General features: G+C 48.2%; 20 protein-coding genes and 3 tRNA genes. 8 read left to right on the top strand and 15 right to left on the bottom strand.

Annotated elements, in window-relative coordinates; genetic code table 11:
- Nucleotides 1–11: 11 nt before the first annotated feature.
- The 3 genes from ACE5LO_RS20950 to ACE5LO_RS20940 all read right to left on the bottom strand — a co-directional run bounded on the left by ACE5LO_RS20950 (nt 12) and on the right by ACE5LO_RS20940 (nt 3,370).
- Entirely contained in the window at nt 12–833 is an 822-nt protein-coding gene (locus tag ACE5LO_RS20950; protein WP_375521954.1) for a type II secretion system F family protein, read from the bottom strand.
- 112 nt (nt 834–945) lie between these two features.
- Nucleotides 946–2,217, bottom strand: coding sequence for a TadA family conjugal transfer-associated ATPase (locus ACE5LO_RS20945; RefSeq protein ID WP_375521924.1), 1,272 nt, complete (start codon nt 2,215–2,217; stop codon nt 946–948).
- A 10-nt stretch (nt 2,218–2,227) separates the two neighbouring features.
- A complete protein-coding gene (locus ACE5LO_RS20940) occupies nt 2,228–3,370 on the bottom strand; it encodes a P-loop NTPase family protein (protein ID WP_375521923.1) in 1,143 nt (380 codons plus the stop codon).
- A 273-nt stretch (nt 3,371–3,643) separates the two neighbouring features.
- Here ACE5LO_RS20940 and ACE5LO_RS20935 point away from each other — a divergent pair, with 273 nt between their 5' ends.
- Both ACE5LO_RS20935 and ACE5LO_RS20930 read left to right on the top strand, forming a co-directional pair.
- Nucleotides 3,644–4,396, top strand: coding sequence for an EGFR-like transmembrane domain-containing protein (locus tag ACE5LO_RS20935; protein ID WP_375521922.1), 753 nt, complete (start codon nt 3,644–3,646; stop codon nt 4,394–4,396).
- A gap of 66 nt (nt 4,397–4,462) precedes the next feature.
- Nucleotides 4,463–5,329 carry a thermonuclease family protein gene (locus ACE5LO_RS20930; protein WP_375521921.1) on the top strand — a complete coding sequence of 289 codons (867 nt, stop codon included), beginning with the start codon at nt 4,463–4,465 and terminating at the stop codon, nt 5,327–5,329.
- A 233-nt stretch (nt 5,330–5,562) separates the two neighbouring features.
- On the opposite strand, the gene ACE5LO_RS20925 is transcribed toward ACE5LO_RS20930, so the two are convergent.
- The 3 genes from ACE5LO_RS20925 to ACE5LO_RS20915 form a co-directional block, all read right to left on the bottom strand.
- Nucleotides 5,563–6,015, bottom strand: a complete 453-nt coding sequence (locus tag ACE5LO_RS20925) for a thiol-disulfide oxidoreductase DCC family protein (protein WP_375521920.1) — start codon at nt 6,013–6,015, stop codon at nt 5,563–5,565.
- Between the two features lie 125 nt (nt 6,016–6,140).
- A complete protein-coding gene (locus ACE5LO_RS20920) occupies nt 6,141–6,422 on the bottom strand; it encodes a hypothetical protein (RefSeq protein WP_375521919.1) in 282 nt (93 codons plus the stop codon).
- 199 nt (nt 6,423–6,621) lie between these two features.
- Nucleotides 6,622–6,704, bottom strand: a tRNA-Leu gene (locus ACE5LO_RS20915).
- 265 nt (nt 6,705–6,969) lie between these two features.
- On the opposite strand from ACE5LO_RS20915, the gene ACE5LO_RS20910 reads away from it, so the two are divergent.
- Complete coding sequence (locus ACE5LO_RS20910; RefSeq protein WP_375521918.1) at nt 6,970–7,677, top strand: urease accessory protein UreF; 708 nt, start codon at nt 6,970–6,972, stop codon at nt 7,675–7,677.
- A gap of 85 nt (nt 7,678–7,762) precedes the next feature.
- Here the strand turns inward: ACE5LO_RS20910 and ACE5LO_RS20905 are convergent, their stop codons facing one another.
- Nucleotides 7,763–8,104, bottom strand: a complete 342-nt coding sequence (locus ACE5LO_RS20905; protein ID WP_375521917.1) for a helix-turn-helix domain-containing protein — start codon at nt 8,102–8,104, stop codon at nt 7,763–7,765.
- Between the two features lie 175 nt (nt 8,105–8,279).
- Between ACE5LO_RS20905 and ACE5LO_RS20900 the strand changes: the two genes are divergently transcribed.
- Both ACE5LO_RS20900 and ACE5LO_RS20895 read left to right on the top strand, forming a co-directional pair.
- Nucleotides 8,280–8,486 carry an XRE family transcriptional regulator gene (locus ACE5LO_RS20900; protein ID WP_375354942.1) on the top strand — a complete coding sequence of 69 codons (207 nt, stop codon included), beginning with the start codon at nt 8,280–8,282 and terminating at the stop codon, nt 8,484–8,486.
- 53 nt (nt 8,487–8,539) lie between these two features.
- Complete coding sequence (locus tag ACE5LO_RS20895) at nt 8,540–9,175, top strand: PAS domain-containing protein (RefSeq protein ID WP_375521916.1); 636 nt, start codon at nt 8,540–8,542, stop codon at nt 9,173–9,175.
- Nucleotides 9,176–9,217: 42 nt separating this feature from the next.
- Here ACE5LO_RS20895 and ACE5LO_RS20890 read toward each other — a convergent pair whose 3' ends face one another.
- The 4 genes from ACE5LO_RS20890 to ACE5LO_RS20875 all read right to left on the bottom strand — a co-directional run bounded on the left by ACE5LO_RS20890 (nt 9,218) and on the right by ACE5LO_RS20875 (nt 10,553).
- Nucleotides 9,218–9,598 carry a helix-turn-helix domain-containing protein gene (locus ACE5LO_RS20890; protein WP_375354944.1) on the bottom strand — a complete coding sequence of 127 codons (381 nt, stop codon included), beginning with the start codon at nt 9,596–9,598 and terminating at the stop codon, nt 9,218–9,220.
- A 128-nt stretch (nt 9,599–9,726) separates the two neighbouring features.
- On the bottom strand, nt 9,727–10,113 hold the full coding sequence (locus ACE5LO_RS20885) for a MarR family transcriptional regulator (protein WP_375521915.1): 387 nt from the start codon (nt 10,111–10,113) through the stop codon (nt 9,727–9,729).
- 278 nt (nt 10,114–10,391) lie between these two features.
- Nucleotides 10,392–10,474 (bottom strand) — tRNA-Leu (locus ACE5LO_RS20880).
- Between the two features lie 7 nt (nt 10,475–10,481).
- Nucleotides 10,482–10,553, bottom strand: a tRNA-Glu gene (locus tag ACE5LO_RS20875).
- Nucleotides 10,554–10,753: 200 nt separating this feature from the next.
- On the opposite strand from ACE5LO_RS20875, the gene ACE5LO_RS20870 reads away from it, so the two are divergent.
- Both ACE5LO_RS20870 and ACE5LO_RS20865 read left to right on the top strand, forming a co-directional pair.
- Nucleotides 10,754–11,542 (top strand): DeoR/GlpR family DNA-binding transcription regulator, encoded by a 789-nt coding sequence (locus ACE5LO_RS20870; RefSeq protein WP_375521914.1) that lies wholly within the window; start codon nt 10,754–10,756, stop codon nt 11,540–11,542.
- Nucleotides 11,539–12,417, top strand: coding sequence for a Cof-type HAD-IIB family hydrolase (locus ACE5LO_RS20865; protein ID WP_375521913.1), 879 nt, complete (start codon nt 11,539–11,541; stop codon nt 12,415–12,417). The genes ACE5LO_RS20870 and ACE5LO_RS20865 overlap by 4 nt, the downstream gene beginning before the upstream one ends.
- A 285-nt stretch (nt 12,418–12,702) precedes the next feature.
- On the opposite strand, the gene ACE5LO_RS20860 is transcribed toward ACE5LO_RS20865, so the two are convergent.
- The 4 genes from ACE5LO_RS20860 to ACE5LO_RS20845 all read right to left on the bottom strand — a co-directional run bounded on the left by ACE5LO_RS20860 (nt 12,703) and on the right by ACE5LO_RS20845 (nt 16,903).
- Nucleotides 12,703–13,662, bottom strand: coding sequence for a glycoside hydrolase family 43 protein (locus tag ACE5LO_RS20860; RefSeq protein ID WP_375521912.1), 960 nt, complete (start codon nt 13,660–13,662; stop codon nt 12,703–12,705).
- A gap of 47 nt (nt 13,663–13,709) precedes the next feature.
- Nucleotides 13,710–14,600 carry a carbohydrate ABC transporter permease gene (locus tag ACE5LO_RS20855; protein ID WP_375521911.1) on the bottom strand — a complete coding sequence of 297 codons (891 nt, stop codon included), beginning with the start codon at nt 14,598–14,600 and terminating at the stop codon, nt 13,710–13,712.
- Nucleotides 14,600–15,496 (bottom strand): carbohydrate ABC transporter permease, encoded by an 897-nt coding sequence (locus ACE5LO_RS20850; RefSeq protein WP_375521910.1) that lies wholly within the window; start codon nt 15,494–15,496, stop codon nt 14,600–14,602. Before ACE5LO_RS20850 ends, ACE5LO_RS20855 begins: the two co-directional genes overlap by 1 nt.
- Before the next feature lie 69 nt (nt 15,497–15,565).
- Complete coding sequence (locus ACE5LO_RS20845) at nt 15,566–16,903, bottom strand: extracellular solute-binding protein (protein WP_375521909.1); 1,338 nt, start codon at nt 16,901–16,903, stop codon at nt 15,566–15,568.
- A gap of 335 nt (nt 16,904–17,238) precedes the next feature.
- Between ACE5LO_RS20845 and ACE5LO_RS20840 the strand changes: the two genes are divergently transcribed.
- Nucleotides 17,239–18,195, top strand: a complete 957-nt coding sequence (locus ACE5LO_RS20840) for an ArsR/SmtB family transcription factor (RefSeq protein WP_375521908.1) — start codon at nt 17,239–17,241, stop codon at nt 18,193–18,195.
- The last annotated feature ends 18 nt before the right edge of the window (nt 18,196–18,213 follow it).

Genomic DNA, 18,213 nt, shown 5'->3' with positions numbered 1-18,213 from the left:
ATCGCTTCCCCCTACACGTTGATTTTCATGATTTTGTTGATCCACAGGAGACAGCAGCCCAGCAAGAACAGACATCCTGTTGAAATCAATCTTCCGGTGCCAGTATAAAGAGGTGTCATATAATCCGCCGCTGAAATATTCATGAACAGCACGAATAAAAAGGGCGCAGCAAACATGACCCTTGCCTCAAAACGCTTCTGCGCAACCATTACGCTGATTTCCTGCTGGATGTCCATTTTCTCGCCGATTACAGCCGATGATCTCCGCACGACTTCAACAAGATCGCCGCCCGTACGCTTACAGGTCGCAAAGACGTCGGAAAAATTGACGATATCCTCCAGCTCCGACCGCCGGGCAAAATCCTGCAGCGCCTCTTCCACCGGCTGGCCGTATTCCATCTTGGCACTGATAATGCTGAACTCCCGGATCAGATCATGATCCCCGTCAGGACTAAGCAGCTTCATGTCCGCCACCGCCTCGCGAAAACCGTTCTCTACGGATTTCCCTGCCGCCAGGGAAGAAGAAAGCGAATAAAGCGCCTGTTTAAACTGCATGCTTAAAGCGGCCTTCCGCCGTTCCAGCAAAAATCTGCTGTAATACCGGGGAACCAGCAATCCGGTCAGCGATGCCATACCTGCAATCACCCAGTGGTGGTAGAAAAGGAAGCCTACACCATAAAACACCAATCCGCTGAGCAAGATGCAGCCTAATCGCTGACCTGCCGACAAACGATAGACGGTATAGTCCTGCAGCTTTCCTCCGCTTACTCGTGTCGCAGACGAGCCATCAGGCGATCCCCGCTTTGCGTGGCGAGTGGATATTCGTGGACGCATTCGGAAATCCGATCTCTTATTAACCTTGTTATGCGCTTTTCCCTCTGGCGATCCTGACCTGATTTCCGTCCGCGGAATAGGCTGCCGATGCTCTTCCGGGCGGAGCTCTATTTTATCCTTCCGCCCTCTGTTCATTGTCTTCACCTCCTTCAGCCCAAGCGAGCAGTTCGTGCTTTATACCAGCCATCCGCAGCTTTTCCCGGTGCTGCAGCCCTGTTCCGGTCCGTTCCAGCCTGCCTTCAATACGCCCCTCCCTTTCGGCATATTCTTTAAAACGAAACAACGAATTAAGGACGACCTCGCCATTCTGATATCCGATCACTTCGCTGATCTCCAGCACACGCCGTGATCTGTCGCGCAATCTCGACAAATGAACAAAAATATCTATGGACGAGCTGATCTGCTGGCGCACGACGCCGAGGGGAAGCTCCGCACCGCTGAGCACCATCGTTTCCAGCCTGCTGATCATGTCCGAAACACTGTTGCTATGCCCTGTGGACAAGCTTCCATCGTGTCCAGTATTCATAGCCTGCAGCATATCAAGAGCCTCGCTGCCTCTCACCTCCCCCACGATAATGCGGTTCGGTCTCATCCGCAGGGCAGAGCGGATCAGATCACGAATGGATACCTCCCCCTTCCCTTCGGTATTGGGATTCCTCGTTTCCAAGGACACCAGGTTGGGAACGGTCGTAATTTGCAGCTCGGCCGAATCCTCAATCGTGATGATACGCTCCGATGCCGGAATGAACTGGGACAATGCGTTCAGGAAGGTGGTCTTCCCCGACCCCGTACCGCCGCTTATAAAAATATTGTATTTGCTGTGTACAAGCTGCTGCAGCAGCTCGGCCGCCTCTGCACTCAGGGCATCCTTTCGGATCAGATCCTCCATCGTAAGCGGCGCAGCCGGGAATTTGCGGATCGTCATGGTAGGCCCTTTAAGCGCAATAGGCGGCAGCACAATATTCACCCTTGAACCATCCTTTAAGCGCGCATCCACGATAGGGGAAGCTTCGTTCACAATCCGGTTCACACCGGCGACGATCATCTGGATAATATCCTCCAGCCGCTCACGGGACTCAAAGGCGACAGGCAGGCGCATAACCTCCCCTTCCCGTTCCACAAACAGTTCGGTATGGCTGTTGATCATAATTTCACTGATACCCGGGTCATCCACCAAGGGCTGCAGAACGTCCAATCCCCGGAATGAATCAAAGATCCGGCGGACAAGGACATACCTTTCACGTGAGGTTAATTCAGCAAGCCTCGCATCATACAGCACCCTGTTTTCGATTTGCCGGGTCAGCTCCTTATCCGTAACAGAGGAAGTAAGATCCAGTCCCGCCCGAATCTCCTGCCGCAGCTCCTGAAATATTCCGTTCTCCATTCACTCCTCCTTATGCACGGACAGGCTCCTGCAGTGCCACGACAGCCTCGTCCAGCAGTTCCCTGCACAGTCTGCGAATCTCACGCTGATAAATGGGAGAGCTCAACAGCAATTCTTCCCGGTCCATCTGTTTCCACGAGGGAATATACGGCAGCACACCATGCAGAACCATCCCTTCTGCCGGCAGCTCGTTGACCTGTTGGCCAGCAAACCTGTTCAGCACGAACAGGGTCTTGTCCATCAGCATTTCGTAATCATCTTTATACGAACTCTCAAGCTCATACAGCCGCAGCCTGCACTTATGCATGCTTACCACATCGTCGGCCAGCAGCCAGATCAGTCGGCTCCCGGCCTGCAAGACAGCCTCCGTGCGGGCATTCAGTTCGGCATCGGCATCCGCGATAATCACATCATATTGACCGGAACCTGCAAGCAACTTGATCAGCTCGCAGGTCTCCATACAGGTCATCTCCGCGATTTCCTTGCGGTTGGCCAGCGGCTGGAATATGTCAGCCTTAAAATCATGCTGCCGCATGCTGTAGGCCGCGGCAGACTCAATAGGATTCGTCCCCCTCGTCTTCATGTCATAAAGCAGACGCGAAAGTCCTGTTACGCCTTCAGCCGACGGTGCAAACAGTGAACTGGAGTCTGCCGTTTCCAGATTCAAATAGAACACGGAATAACCCGCACTACCCAATTGCTTGGCCATATTAAGGGCCGCTGTCGTTTTGCCTATACCGCCGGATGCGGAGACAAAACCCACCACCATCGTCTCCTCCCGGCTGCTCATGCGCAACTCCCCGTCCGTCCTGCGCCTGCATTCGTCCCAAATGCCTGCCAGCAATTGGGGGACAGGCTGATATTTCCGTATAGGGATCATGCCAGCCCCGGAACGTCCCTCTTCACTCAACAGGAAACAGGTCATGGGAGATTCTACACGTTCCTTCCAGCTCTCGAAAAACACTGCTTCTCCCACCACCGCATCAGGCTGCTTACCGTCAGCCGCCTCCTGCATATATTGGCAAAAAGCGTCCGGTTGTGAAAAAGCCGTCATCCGGATCCGCCCTGCATATTCACTTCCGTGCAAATAATCCAGCAAGGGCTCTATATACTCCCTGCTTTGCACAGCCAAAACAACCCTCAAACCATTCATGCCTCCTCCCCCATTCTGTTCAGAAACGCAAAAAAACACCGCTCATCAGCCGCTGTCATGCGGCCGGTGAACGGTGCTTCCGTCACGTCCCATATTTTTAACGATAGAATATCACAGTCTCGTGATCCAGGCAAGCTGTTTCTGTAAAATCCTTGTTTCTGTAAATCCTGCGGCGGCAAAAGTTTGAACAGGCTGTATTCGTTTTAGCGCCTATATTTTAGTACAATGTTGAAAGGCCAAGATTGCACCGGCAGCAGGAAAGGGTGAGCCAGAATGAACTTATATATCAGCCGTTCCAGTCAGCTAATCGTTGCAGCAGCATTATTGCTGTTTCTCTGCTCATGCGCCAGAGGAAATGCACATGCGACTGTACATATAGACCGAAGCGTTGATTTGGATGTGGAGGTCAGTGTAAGCGAAAATGCATTAAGCTCGTTATATTTGCAGAAAGCTTTAGAGGATTACGCGCAGCCTCTTGAACAATATGGAATACAGATTGAACCGCTTCAGGAAAGTGGACGGGACGGCTTTCAGCTGCACCATACGTTTACAGCCCCGAAATCCGACGGCAATACGGATCCCGCGGAGGTGCTGGAGAAGCTGACACAGCAGTTGCCCAAGGGGATGACGCTATCCTCCGCAGTCGAGAAGCATTTTTTCTCCACAGACTATCACTTGCAGTTGAGCGCCGATTTTCTGCAAATGCTTCCCGACGGCGATCAATCATTGACCGAAAGGCTGGAAAGCATGAACTTTATTGCCAAAAAGCTGCTGGCACAGCAGCTGGATTTCAGCTTCGATCTGGCGCTGCCCATTCGTCCGCTGGACCATAATGCGAATCAGGTGACAGATAACGGCAAAACTCTGACCTGGGACATCTCCCCGTTGAGCGAGAATCGGCTGGAGCTGGCCGTCCGTGTGCCGAATTTGGTACGCATTGCCACAGCGGCAGTGGTTGTACTGCTGACCGTAATTGCCCTTGTCTTATTCTGGCTGCGGCGGAGAAGAAAACACGCAAAGGGCTAACCTGACCAGGCGGCCCTGATTGCTGCCGGCTCAATCTTAAATCAGCTTAGAGAGACAGGAGAACAAATGAACACAAAGAACTTTTTTCATCCACACATGCCAAGACTGATTTCAATCATCGCGGGATTGTTCTTAACCTTGCTGATCGCAGGATGCGGTGCCGCTCCCCTGATCCAGGAGAACGGGACGTCTACGGACACAGTTCAGAACACTGACCAGAATACGGTCCAGGAATCCGCCCAACCGGAATTTCCCCGGGTAAAGGTCAAGCTGGACAGAGCTGTCGATGGAGATACGCTGAAAGTGATCTATAACGGCAAAGAGGAATCCGTGAGAATGCTGCTGATCGATACACCAGAGACGTCGCACCCACGTCTGGGAGTGCAGCCCTTTGGCCCTGAAGCAAAAGCATATACCAAACAGCTTCTGGAACAGGCAAAAACGATTGAACTGGAATTTGATGTCGGGCCGCAGCGGGACAAGTATGGTCGCATGCTGGCCTATGTATATGCTGACGGTGTCATGGTGCAGGAGACGCTGCTGAAGGAAGGCCTGGCTCGTGTTGCCTACATCTACCCGCCTAATGTGCGTTATGTCGATCCATTTGAAGAGCTTCAGAAAACCAGTAAGAAGCAGGGAACAGGCATCTGGAGTGTCGAAAATTACGCGCAGGAGGACGGCTTTCACCCGGATGAAATGGAAAACGGCACGGTAATTGATAACGGGAGTAACAAAGGGGCCGACACGGCAGCACAGACGAACACAGAAACATCTCCTCCCGCTGCGTCGTGCGCCATCAAAGGCAATATCAACTCCAAAGGGGATAAAATTTACCATACCCCAAAGTCTCCCTCTTATGAGCGGACCAAGCCGGAGCAGTGGTTCTGTACCGTTGCGGAAGCGGAGAAAGCCGGCTTCCGCGCTCCGAGATAGGAACTCATTTTTAAAGAGGTAGTTCAAAAAGTCATCTTTTGATCACGAAGTAAATCAGGAAGCGTACTCGACATCGAATCTTGAATTCAGCCGGGCCTTCCGGTGCTCACGTACCCCAAGTACGCTCCGCTCCTCAGTCCCTAGCTTCATTCAACCTTCTCGGTGCTGAAAACCTGACTTTTTGAACTCGCACTTAAAGCAAAAAAACGCCCTCACCGCTGGCGTTTTTTTGCTTACAGGAACCTTTCCCTTACCTCCGGTGAAGGAATCCGGCATTGGGCACCGTCGCCGTCATCCTTGCCGAACCAACGGTACCGGTTGCAGGCAATGTAAGTATATAGAGCATCCCTTATGGGACGAGGAATAAGGATAAACAGATAAGCAAGCGGATATGGAAAACGCAGATTCCTGGCAATCCGCAATACTGCCGTAGACTTGGTGAAATATACACCATCTTCAAACAGAACAAGTGTATCAAGCTGGTCTGGCGGCAGATTTCCCACCTCCAGCAGCCGCTTCCCTTCTTCGGATTGCAGCGAACCAAAATGGTGCCTGCCCTTCGGGTCACGCTTGAGGATGAATTGGACGGCTCCCTGACAAAAGTGGCATACACCGTCCACCAGAACAATGGGATGTCCCCTATGCTGTTCATTCAGCCCTGCGGCGACTGCCTCTCTTTCGGTCAATAGAAGCACCTCCTCTAACATAGATACCCTTGTTCAGACTGCTTTGTTCCGATATGCACAAAAAAAGCGCCGGAATTTTAAGAATCCGCCGCTTATTCATGCTGGTCGAAGAGAAGAACATCCGCTTACTCAGCCGCTACCTTCTCCAGCCAATTATTATCCTGCAGCTGCTGCTCCAGATCACTTGTATACTGTTCTATACACTTACAAATATAATCCTTGCGGCACACAGGGCAAGGCGTTTTTTGCAGACGGCTGATGCTCGTCATTGTCCATTCCGGATACCGTTGATAGAATACACGACACTCCGTGCCATCAGCCAAATACATCGTAAATTCGTATAATCCATCCTTTTCATTGCCGCTGGCTTTTTTAAAGTTCACAATATTCGGTTTGTAAGAAGACATAACATCACCTGTATTCTCAAATTTGGTCCATACCTTTGTCGAATCCAGCCGGAATTTCGGTTCTGAATCACCTAAGTATATTAAAGAATTTTTAGTATCATGTCAAATTGACAATCATCCATGTATTGAAATGGAAACCTAAAATGAATACACAACAAAAGAGCCCTGCAATAATACAGGACTCTTCTTCGTTAAATGATGCGGTCGAGAGGACTCGAACCTCCACGGGCGTACGCCCACTACCCCCTCAAGATAGCGTGTCTGCCATTCCACCACGACCGCTTAATTAAGCAACAGATTTATAATACTCCTTTTAACCTCAATTGTAAAGTTAAAATCAACAAAAAACATAATCATTATAGTCAAGTTATATTATATGACATAAATAATTTTGGCTGAGCGAAATTTCGGCAAATCAATTGACAACGCTCTGCAATGAATGTAAAAATGTATTACATAGATGGCGCATTAAACATCATTAAATACAAAATGCGTAAATAAACATAACATTTAAATCACGAGTTATATTTTAAGGAGGCGGACCATAATGAGCAAAAGCAGCCGATTGCTCCATTATGCGTATGTATTGGATCCCAGTTTGCCTATTGGCAGCTTCCCTTTTGTTTCCGAATTGAGACAGCATATCACTGAAGGAAGCGTAACAGCACTGGAAGATGTCGAAGCATATATGAAATGTCACATGCACAGCCATATGGTCAGCATGGACGGAATGGCTATAAAGGGTATTTATGCTGCCTCCAAGCAATATGACGGCTGGCGGATTGCGCTGATCGATAAAATGCTGCATGCGCAGCGAACACCCCGTGATCAGTTGAGCAGTGCCCGCATATCAGGTCAGCGTCTGCTCAAGCTGGGCAAAGCGCTGTATCCATGGATTGACTTTAGGGATCTGCAAAAAATATTGCAGCGGTACAGAGCCGTAGGCACGCTTCCTACAGTGCATGCCTGGATCAATTTTCAATTAGGTGTTGATATGGAGCAGGCGGTCATCACGTATTTAAATGCAGCCGTCAATGCCTGTGTCGAAGAAGCTGCCAAACAGCTAAATGAAACACAGATTTCCAAAAAACAGGTGCTCCAAAGAATCATGAAGGATATGGAGCAGGAATGGGAAAACAGCAAGGATGCCGAGCCCGTTCATTCCATCAAGCCGTTTCCCGCCTGGAATCTTGGAGCAGCGTATGCCGTTAACCCATTGCATCATAATAAACGTATGCTGCCTACACATCCGTGATCCCCAATTTTATATATACCCCTAACACAAAAAACACTCCAATCGCTTTCTTCCCCTGCGATTAGAGTGTTTTTTGTTATCGAAATCAGGATTCGGAATTGTTCTTATGGTGCCGGTATTGCACAAATTCAATGTACTCCTTTATAAACCACTGCTCATCCTTTGACAATTCCCTGCTTTTGTTGTAGATGTATGCCGGAAAGGATTCCGAAGCATCTCCAGGCGTACCTTTTCCCAAGACAAGCCAATCAAGACTGACATCAAAAAAAGTGGCGATTTCAATCAATTTGCTGGTGCCCGGTTTGGATTTCCCCCTTTTCCAGTCTCCAAGATTTCCCGTACTGATGGCCAGCTGCTCACAAAAAGCTTTTTTCGTCATTCCTCTTCGATGGATCAGCAGCTCAATGCGCTCATAAATAGACTGCATATCCACCCGCCTTCCTAAAAAACTTCAAGCAAGACGACGCACGTAAGTAATTATAGATTGTAAAATGACGTAAATAAGTATATAATGAAATTCAGATGGTTAATTATAGCACGTTTCACCATGAAATACAGCATAGGAAGCTAGTGTTGGGAAAATCGGTTAGGGGTGAAACTTCTTGAACAAAAAAAAGCCGATCACTCCATTCGGGTGGGCAATCAAACAGAGACTTACCGAGCTGCAAATGGATCAGAAAAGTTTTTGCGAACTGCACGGGATCCCCCCGTCACGACTTTCCAATCTGATTCACGGCACACGGAAAGCCGCCCGCCACAGACAGCTGGTTGCCAAACTTCTTGATATACATCCGAATGAAAAATACTAATTTTGCAGCAATGAACTGCTACAATAGGACGCACCAGCAAGGAAGTGAAATCGTTGTCCAAAACAAGGTCCATCCATCTGATCGAAGGAGCTAATTCACTGCCCGTGCAAATCGTTGTGATCGACCGCAACGGCACCATTCACGCGGTTAATCAAGCCTGGGAGCAGGCTCGCATCGATAAAGGAGCTCCGGCTGGCTATATGTGGCCTGGGACCTCCTATTTCGATATTTTGCCATGGTTCTGCAGTGACGACAGCCTGGAATCCGTTCAGACTCTGCATGACGGACTCCTTAGTGTCCTCCAGGGAGATACATCGCAATACAGCTGCGAATTTCATTGCAGGCATTCATCCAAGGACCAGTGGTATTTGCTCCAGGCTGCTCCAGTTGCGCAACCGGAAAATCAGGAAATTGAGGGGATTGTTATTTCCAGCACAGATATAACCCCCCTCAAACTACAGGAAACACGGCTTGTTCAAGCAATAGCACAGATCAGAACCATTCACGGCATGCTGCCGATCTGTGCTGTATGCAAGGACATCAAGAACAAAGACAATGAATGGCAGCCTGTCGAGTCCTATCTTGAGAAGCATACCCATGCCGAGTTTACACACGATATCTGTCCGGAATGCATTCGCAAGCTGTATCCCGAATATTCATCAAAACTGGGTCTGAATCACGCAAATTAACAGCCGTTCATAAAGGTCTGACAGGATATCTGTTACAGGCCTTTATGAGCCATTATTTTTGTCTTCTTTCTTTTTCTTCTTTTTGCGGTAAGCAGCAAATTCAACATAGTCGAGTATAAATACTTTTTCCTGCTCGGAAAGCTGAGCAATTTGGCAATTCAATTGCCCTAAATTGTCAAAAAAATAAGACTCCTGCTTTTCATTTACCATTTCACGATTCGGGGTACGGCCCATCATAAGCCAGTCCAAGCTGATGTCGAAAAAAGTTGCAATCTCAATCAGCTTGTTGGTGCCAGGAGTTGTTTTCCCCCTTTTCCAGTCACCAAAGTTACCAGTGCTGATCCCCAGCTGCTGGCAAAAAGCCTTTTTCGTCATCCCTCTTTCAGCGATAAGCGCCTCAATCCGTTGATAAATCGATTTCATAAAGATACCACCTTCCACCCAAACTTTACTTAAGATGTTTGAATCCGGATATGTATACTCAAATATTATAACATACGACATGGCAAGACCGTCCATTTTCAATCATGAACGGTCTTTTTTAACCTATTTTATTCATCCGAATGGTCCAGCTTGAGCAGAATCGTTTTCAGCTCATCCAGACAACTGCACATTCGCTGCAGATCTTTTTCCGACAGGGTGGACAATCTTTCTCTAATTCCGAGCGCGAATCGCTCACCAAGCTCCTGAACCAGGTCATCCCCCTGACGGGTGATCTCGACCTCCACCACCCGCCTGTCCGTCTCACTCGCCTTGCGGAACACCAGATCATACTTGACCAGCTTATCGAGCACCGGGGTCATATTCGGCCGTGAAATATTTAACTGTCTGGAAAGCTCCGAGACCGTCGAGCAGCGCATTTCATGCAAGAGAAACAACACATGATAATTGCTGTTCGATAACGGAAGCGATGAGTCAGGAATCGGAGCCCCTTTCATCAATTTTTTTCTTATTAAAGGAAAAAGCCCCAACAGTCCCCCTGATATATCCTCCAGAAGATGGGATTTCATACAAGTCACCATCGTTTCTTAAAATTTCTTCCATATCCAATGAATCTAATTGTCCATATTCTATAACAGCTAACGGTCTGATTATACTCTAAGCCAACGAAAAATTCATCTCTATTATATTAGACTTAAGTCAGCTGCAAAAGTCGCTAAAAATTAAAAAATCCGATACAATCACAAAAGATTGTACCGGATTTTTTGTACTATTATGCGGTAGAGAGGACTCGAACCTCCACGAGCATACGCCCACTACCCCCTCAAGATAGCGTGTCTGCCATTCCACCACTACCGCACATTAATGACCCGTAGGGGATTCGAACCCCTGTTACCTCCGTGAAAGGGAGGTGTCTTAACCCCTTGACCAACGGGCCATATTGTTCTGTCATTCTCGTGACGACAAGATAGAGTATATCAAATAGAATTACGAATGACAACTATTATTTTATTTTTTTTAGAATCATAAAAGTTCATAAATCATAAGCCGGAAAGTATTGTTTTTTCACTTACAATCACTTAATATTAATTACAATCACTTATTTATTTTAAGCATTCATCTGTCAGGAGGTCCCCAATGTATCAAGAAGAGCGGATGCAGCTCATTTTGGATCATCTTCAAATCAAGAAGCGGATTTCCATTGAAGAGATTTGCTCCCTGTTCGACGTTTCCCGCGATACCGCACGCAGGGATCTCGTCAAGCTGGACGAACAGGGGGCCATTATTCGCACCCGGGGCGGTGCCCTCCTGCCCAACCCTCTCCAAGATAAAATCGGGAACTACAAAGAACGGCTTATGACCGTATCTGAAGAAAAGAAAGCTATCGGCCGTATGGCTGCCCATTTTATTCGTAATGGAGAGCATGTCATTCTCGATTCCTCCACCACGGTTCAGGCATGCGCCGAATTTATCGATCAGCAGTGCTGTTTTATTATTACCAACTCGATTAACCAGGCGGATGTCCTATCCGACAAAAAAAGGGTGGCCATTCACCTGCTTGGCGGTCAATTGGAGAAAGAGCACAGGTATGTGTACGGTTCAGCGGTCATCTCCACCCTGTCCAACTATTTTGTAGATAAAGCGTTTATCGGCGTAGGAGGCATATCCGCCAACGGTTTTACCTCCGTTTATGATGAAGAAGGCCTCATAAAACATCAAATGATGAAACAGGCTCGCCAGGTGTTTGTTCTGGCTGACCATTCAAAGTTCGGTAAGGATTTTCCATTTCGTTTTGCCGAGCTCTCAGAGGTCGATTTTATTGTCACCGACCGCCTGCCTGATCCCGATATGCTGGAAATGCTGCAGCGTCATGGCATTGAGGTGCTTATTCCTGATTTTAAAGATGAAGAGGAGCTGGAAGTATGAAATTAATTGCTGTGGATTTAGACGGAACACTTCTGAATGCAGACAGCCGTATCAGTGAAGTGAATGCTGCTGCTGTCCGCAAGGCGCAGGAAAGCGGAATTACAGTGGTGATCGCCACGGGCCGGGCGGTATATGACGTCAAGGAAAGACTCAAGGAAGCCGGGCTGAACGCCCCCATTATCTCCGCGAACGGTGCAGCCGTTCACGACGATCAGGAACGCCTCCTGGCTTCCTACCCAATGGAGCGCAATCAGGCCTTCTCGGTCCTGGAGTGGCTTGAGGAAAACGAATTTTATTATGAGGTCATGACCGACCAGGCCATCTACTCACCGCAGAAAGGACATCAAATTTTGACGATTGAAATGGATCGTGTGTTAAGCGCCAATCCCGATGTCACCTTGAAGGAGCTAATTTACGCTAGCGAAAAGCAATACTCGCAGGCAGGCATTGTACGGGTCGCTTCTTATCAGCACATTCCGCAAGAGGCTAAAATTTATAACATTCTCGCATTTTCCTTTGAAGAGCATAAGCTGGAAAAAGGACGCAGCCGCTTCAGCAGCGATTCCTCATTAACCACGGTCGTCTCCTCGAACCATAACTTCGAGGTGGAGGATACCCGGGCTTCGAAGGGCAATGCCCTCGCCTATCTGGCCAGCCATATGGGCATTGCCATGGAAGAGACGGCCGCCATCGGAGACAGCTACAATGATATCTCCATGCTGACCTCCGCTGGCAAAGGAATCGCCATGGGCAATGCGCATGATGATATTAAAGCTCTCTGTGACGAGGTGACTTTAACCAATACAGAGAACGGAGTTGCTTATGCCATTGAGCGCCTGCTGAAAGAGGCTTGTCCATCCCCATCGAGCCTCTAAACGTGGTGTGACGAAGCTGCAAAAAAGGCCAGCCAGAAACTTCTCTGGCTGGCCTTTTTGCAGATGCCTCAAGATGGTACGTTACGATGGTACACTACCAAACTACAAGGCTGCGGTACGAGCGAAGCTATGGGGTAAGCAGGGGCATGCATGGAGCAGCGGAGAGAACGAAGCAATTCCGGACAAGCGGCAGCGTTCGCCTTTGGCCCGAAGGGTCAACAGCGATGGGAGGAATGCTTCGTTCTCGGAGCGCCTCACAACCACCGAAAGTAGCGCCGCCCCAGGTCAGCCTTTATCTCGAACCGGAATCCCAAAGTCAGGCGTTCCGTCCTCTTTCCAATGAAAGACCTGCGCCCGGGTATGGCGGTTCGGATCGTACAGCGGGTCCCCGCTAATTTCCTTATAATTCCGCGCATGATAGATGAGCACATCCTCCCCCTCTTCATTTACGGTAAAGCTATTATGCCCCGGTCCGTACTGCCCCGTCTCTTCACTCGTCTGGAAGAGCGGCTCCGGCTCCTTGACCCAGGAGGCGGCATCCAGCAGATCAGCATGTTCATCCGCCCACAGCAAACCCATGCAGTAGTTGAAATCGGTGGCACTGGCTGAAAACGTAATGAAGATACGCCCGTTCCGCTTCAGCACAGCCGGCCCTTCATTCACGCTGAAGCCAATCACCTCCCAGGCATGCTCAGGCGTGGCGATCATCGTCTGCGGTCCTGTCAAAGTCCAGGCGTTGCTCATTTCCGATATGTAGAGATTCGAATTACCCGGAATGTCCGGGTCCTTCTGCGCCCACACATAATACCTGACTCCCCGATGCTCGAAGGTCGTGGCATCCAGTGCGAAGGATTCCCAGGCCGTCTTGACCTGCCCTTTCTCGGTCCATTCCCCCTCAAGCGGATTCGCGGATTCATTTTCCAGCACATACATCCGGTGATCAAACAAGCCGTCCTTCGTTTCCGTCGTGCGGGCAGCGGCGAAATAGATGTACCACTTTCCGTTGATAAAATGGATTTCTGGAGCCCAAATATTCGCGCTGAGCGGTCCTGTATCATATTTGCGCCAGGCCACAACCGGCTCGGCCAGACTTAAACCCTCAATGGTGTCGGCACGCCGCACCTCAATCCTGTCGTACTCCGGCACAGAGGCCGTGAAATAGTAATATCCGTCCGTATGTTTGTACACCCATGGGTCTGCACGCTGTTCTATCAGCGGATTTTGGTAGCTTTTAACGGTTTTCATGTCCGATAACCCCTTTTCAATGCCAGCATATAGATCATAAATCCGGTCTAACCTTTCACAGCTCCAGCCGTCATGCCGTCGATAAAATATTTCTGGAAAGCCACGAATAATATAAAAATCGGAATGATGGAGAAAAACGAGCCCACGATCAGCAGATCATAATTGTTCCCGTACGGGGTCAGCAGCGTTTTCAATCCGATCGGCAGTGTGTATTTGCTCTCATCGCTCAAAACCATGAACGGCCAGAGAAAGTTGTTCCAACTGTTCATCCCGTTCAAAATGGCCATGGCTGCAAACGACGGCTTCATAATCGGCAGAATGAGACGGATATAGATCCCGTATTCACTCGCCCCATCAACCCGGCCTGCAGCGATAATTTCCTTAGGTACTCCGCTCAGATACTGACGGAAGAAGAAGATGGTCGCCGCACTCGCTATTCCCGGCAAAATAATGGCCGAATAGGTGTTCATCATGCCCAGATTGTTAATCAGCGTGTACAAGGGCAGCAGCAATATTTCAAAGGGCACCATCATAATGAGCAGCACACAGATAAACAGAAAGTTTTTCCCTTTAAACTCATAAGCCGAGAAGCCGTAAGCCACCGTTGCGCTGACCAGCAGCGTCAGAACGACCTGCACAATCGTCAGCAGCAGCGAATTAAAAAACCAGCTAAAATAAGCGTGATCACCGGTAAATAAATACATGTAGTTATCAAAGCTCATGACAGACAGATCGAACCTTAAATTCAGTCCGTACCTGATCAACTCCTGGCCCGGCTTAAAGGAGGAAATCGCGATCGCATAAAACGGGATCAGGATAAGAATACAGAGGACCGTGAAAAAGACGAACAAAATAATTCTGGCAAAAAGCCCCTTACTCGTACTAAGCCCGCGCTCCCGGGCAGCAGGATATACATTTGTGGCAAGCTCCTTTTTCATTACCGATCCTCCTTTTTAAACAGGCCGGAAAACGCCAGCTGTGTCAAATTAATCACCATTGTGATCACCAGCAGCACAATCCCGACCGCCGCCGCGTAACCCAGATTGTTCTTCTCAATGCCCTGGCGGTACAGATATCCGACGATGGTAAGACCGATATTCTTCGGCGAATTGTTGCCATTCCACAGCATCATGCTCTCAATAAACATAGCCAGACCGGCATATATACTGATCGTGACCACGTAGATCGTCGTTGGTTTCAGCAAGGGCATCGTGATCAACCTGAATTTCTGGAAAGCGGAGGCTCCATCAATCGAAGCGGCTTCATAATAATCATCAGGGATGTTTTTGAGACCTGACAGAAAATACAGCATATTCACACCGGTCCATCTCCAGGCGGCCAGCGCCAGCAGAGCGATAAAGCCGGTGACCTGGCCTTTCAAAAACTTGACCGGATCAATACCAAACCAGCCTAAAATGCTATTGATAAGCGAGCCGTCCATTTCCCCGAACATCAGGCGGAAAATCGTGCCTGCCACCACCACCGAGGTCAGCGCCGGGAAGAAGAAGGAGGATTTGAAAAATTCTCTGCCCCACATGAATTTATTGTTGATCAGCACCGCAAACAGCATCGGGAAAGGGATCAGAATTACCAAAGTGAGCACCATGTAGATGGCACTGTTCATCACAGCCTTTAAAAAGATGCCGTCCCCCATGAGCTTCGTATAATTATCAATCCCTACCCAGCTTGCTTCCTGACCGAGCGATATTTTTTGGAAGCTCATTTCAAAGGAGCTAAGCAGCGGATACACCCAGAAGACGGCAAAAACGATGACAAAGGGCAGCACAAAGACGTAAGGAGCAACCTTTTGCGAGTACAGAAAATTTTTAATCACATCTCCCACTCCTTTCTTTAAAAGCGAGCTGCTCTTGTACAGAGCAGCCCGCCTTTTCTATCCTTCCGGTTATTGCAGCTCCTGTTCGATCTGCGCCTGCGCGTCATTTAATGCTTCTGTAATGTCCCTTCCGTCCTCAAAAATTTCGTTTAAGGTTACGGTAGTGAACACATTGCTGATCGTAGGGCTGGCGGAGGTCGATTTGATCAATTGAATTTCATCCTTGACTTCATTCAAGACATCAAACGGATTGTTGACAAAATATTTCACAAACTGATTTTCAGGGTTATGAGTGATTTCCTTCATATTCCAGATATCCATGTTAACCGGGTCAAAACCAAGCGTATTCCAGATTTCGATATTTGCATCCTCCGACAGTTTTGCAAATGCGACGAACTCTTTAGCCAACTGCACGTCCTTGGCTGTTTTGGTAACCACTGTTCCGGTTCCGCCGCCACCCAGCGATCGTGGCATGCCCTCTTCCATGACCGGAAGTGGAGCCAGGGCAATTTTCCCTGCCAAATCCGGCATATAATTCGTATAACGGGACATCATCCAAAGCGGCATAAAAGCGGTGGCATAATTCCCGGAGTTAAACTCCCCGTAAGCTTCCTCGGTATCCGGCTGTCCCCCGGCAACCGTTGCGATGACATTGTTATCCTGCAAATCCTTCAAAACGGTAAGTCCCTTGATCATTTCCGGAGAATTCACGACAGGCTTGCCGCTGTCATCCGTAAAATCGGCCCCCTGCTGAGCAAGCATCATTCCAGCCTGCCAAGTCGCGCTGGTGTCGGCTGTAGCCATATATTTACCGGTCTTTTCATAAACCTGAATACCGGCTTTCTTGAAATCATCCCAGGTTTTGATGGTGGTATAATCCACGCCCCCTTCCTTGAGAATTTCCGTGTTATAGAAAGCTACCGTTGCGCCTACATGGGTCGGAGCACCGTAGTTCACACCGTCTTTGCTGTACAAATCGAGCCTTGACTTTACAATCGTATCCCGGTACGGATCTATGACATCGTTAAGCTGCTCCAGTTGAGGAGTTCCGGCCAGGAAATCCGGAAATTTGCCAAGCTCAATATCCGAAATATCCGGGGCGCCCGTCCCCGTCTGCAAGGCGATCGACAGCTTGTTATGCATGTCATCATACGGCATGACTGTCACATTCAGCTTGATCTGGCGGTCCGGATTGGCTTCGTTCCACTTTGCCAGCATTTTCTCAAAATGCTGTCCGTGCAGCTCAACAAAGGTCCAGTAAGAAAGCTCGGTCGCATTTTCACCTGCACCGCCATCAAGAACTTTGCTTTCCCCTCCTGCGCCCTTATTGTCAGAGGAATTACCACAGCCCCAAAGGAACACAACCATCGAAATCACCGTGAGCACAACAAACCATTTTTTCTTCATGCTTGACCCTCCCTATATAAATATTCACTTGATTGTATCCGCTTACAGAAATAAAATAGCATAGAACAGAATCTGTTGTAAATACAAAAATATAAAATGATTTATAAAAATATAAAATTATAATACTATTAGCATTAAAATCATAAAAATCAGGATAAAAAGGCCATGATTTCACAGTTTAAATTCGATTTTATTTAAAATAAATATTTAATTTTCGACTTTAACATCCGTTTTTTCATCGTTTTTCACACAAAAAGTATTGTTTATTTGCTTTTCAGGTAATTTAGTTTATACTTACCTAAAATAAAAAGTTTCGTGGAAGAGGGTACTGTATCATGATCTATATTAAGGACCTGATGAGCGGTATTGATATTTTCAAGGCGCTCAGCTCGGAAATTCGCCTGCAGATTCTGGAGATGCTAGCCAGCAATCAGGAGCTGAATTTAAATGAAATCGCAAGAAGACTCAACCTCAGCAACGGAGCTATTACCATGCATATTAAAAAATTGGAGGACAGCGGACTAATTGAAATCAACACCTCTGTCGGAAAGCACGGAATTCAGAAGGTTTGTTATTTAAACAAGGATAAGCTCATGGTTGATCTGCGCAGTAAGGACACCGATAATTTGTACGAGGTGGAGATTCAGGTGGGCCATTACAGCAACTATCAGGCTTTTCCAACCTGTGGGCTTGCAACCAAGGACAGTATTATCGGAGATTTTGACGATCCCCGTTATTTCGCGGATCCGCAGCGGATCAACTCAGGCATTATTTGGATGAGTGAAGGCTTTCTGGAATATCGTATTCCCAACTATCTGAAACCGAACCAGTCCTTCCGCGAAATCCAGTTTTCTCTGGAGCTGGGTAGTGAGGCTCCCGGTTATTCTGACAATTATCCTTCCGACCTGTATTTTTATATCAATGGCACGGAAATCGGCTATTGGACCAGTCCCGGGGATTTCGGGGATATGCGCGGAACCTTCAATCCGGATTGGTGGCCCCCCCATCTGAATCAATACGGGATGCTGAAGCTGATCCGCATCAACAAGAATGGCAGCTTTATTGATGGCTGCCGCATTTCGGATGTCACCTTGCAGGATATCGGACTGGATTATAAAAGTGAGCTTACTTTCCGGATTGCCGTGACCGACAAATCGGTGAACAAACGCGGAATGACGATTTACGGGAAAAATTTCGGCAATTATAATCAGGATTTATTGGCTCGTGTACTGTACGATGAGCATGGGTTTGCGGAGACACGAAGCGCCTCCTTAACGGTAAATGCGGATTAGTATGGACTACAGAAAAAA

The organism is Paenibacillus medicaginis (assembly GCF_042138635.1).
Taxonomy (GTDB): domain Bacteria; phylum Bacillota; class Bacilli; order Paenibacillales; family Paenibacillaceae; genus Paenibacillus; species Paenibacillus medicaginis.
This window is presented reverse-complemented; position numbering and strand designations above follow the sequence as displayed.

Excerpts from the sequence above, each read along its gene's own strand:
- ACE5LO_RS20950 (WP_375521954.1), bottom strand. The coding sequence starts at position 833 with ATGCGTCCACGAATATCCACTCGCCACGCAAAGCGGGGATCGCCTGAT.
- ACE5LO_RS20945 (WP_375521924.1), bottom strand. The coding sequence starts at position 2,217 with ATGGAGAACGGAATATTTCAGGAGCTGCGGCAGGAGATTCGGGCGGGA.
- ACE5LO_RS20940 (WP_375521923.1), bottom strand. The coding sequence starts at position 3,370 with ATGAATGGTTTGAGGGTTGTTTTGGCTGTGCAAAGCAGGGAGTATATA.
- ACE5LO_RS20935 (WP_375521922.1), top strand. The coding sequence starts at position 3,644 with ATGAACTTATATATCAGCCGTTCCAGTCAGCTAATCGTTGCAGCAGCA.
- ACE5LO_RS20930 (WP_375521921.1), top strand. The coding sequence starts at position 4,463 with ATGAACACAAAGAACTTTTTTCATCCACACATGCCAAGACTGATTTCA.
- ACE5LO_RS20920 (WP_375521919.1), bottom strand. The coding sequence starts at position 6,422 with ATGTCTTCTTACAAACCGAATATTGTGAACTTTAAAAAAGCCAGCGGC.
- ACE5LO_RS20910 (WP_375521918.1), top strand. The coding sequence starts at position 6,970 with ATGAGCAAAAGCAGCCGATTGCTCCATTATGCGTATGTATTGGATCCC.
- ACE5LO_RS20905 (WP_375521917.1), bottom strand. The coding sequence starts at position 8,104 with ATGCAGTCTATTTATGAGCGCATTGAGCTGCTGATCCATCGAAGAGGA.
- ACE5LO_RS20890 (WP_375354944.1), bottom strand. The coding sequence starts at position 9,598 with ATGAAATCGATTTATCAACGGATTGAGGCGCTTATCGCTGAAAGAGGG.
- ACE5LO_RS20885 (WP_375521915.1), bottom strand. The coding sequence starts at position 10,113 with ATGAAAGGGGCTCCGATTCCTGACTCATCGCTTCCGTTATCGAACAGC.
- ACE5LO_RS20870 (WP_375521914.1), top strand. The coding sequence starts at position 10,754 with ATGTATCAAGAAGAGCGGATGCAGCTCATTTTGGATCATCTTCAAATC.
- ACE5LO_RS20865 (WP_375521913.1), top strand. The coding sequence starts at position 11,539 with ATGAAATTAATTGCTGTGGATTTAGACGGAACACTTCTGAATGCAGAC.
- ACE5LO_RS20860 (WP_375521912.1), bottom strand. The coding sequence starts at position 13,662 with ATGAAAACCGTTAAAAGCTACCAAAATCCGCTGATAGAACAGCGTGCA.
- ACE5LO_RS20855 (WP_375521911.1), bottom strand. The coding sequence starts at position 14,600 with ATGAAAAAGGAGCTTGCCACAAATGTATATCCTGCTGCCCGGGAGCGC.
- ACE5LO_RS20845 (WP_375521909.1), bottom strand. The coding sequence starts at position 16,903 with ATGAAGAAAAAATGGTTTGTTGTGCTCACGGTGATTTCGATGGTTGTG.
- ACE5LO_RS20840 (WP_375521908.1), top strand. The coding sequence starts at position 17,239 with ATGATCTATATTAAGGACCTGATGAGCGGTATTGATATTTTCAAGGCG.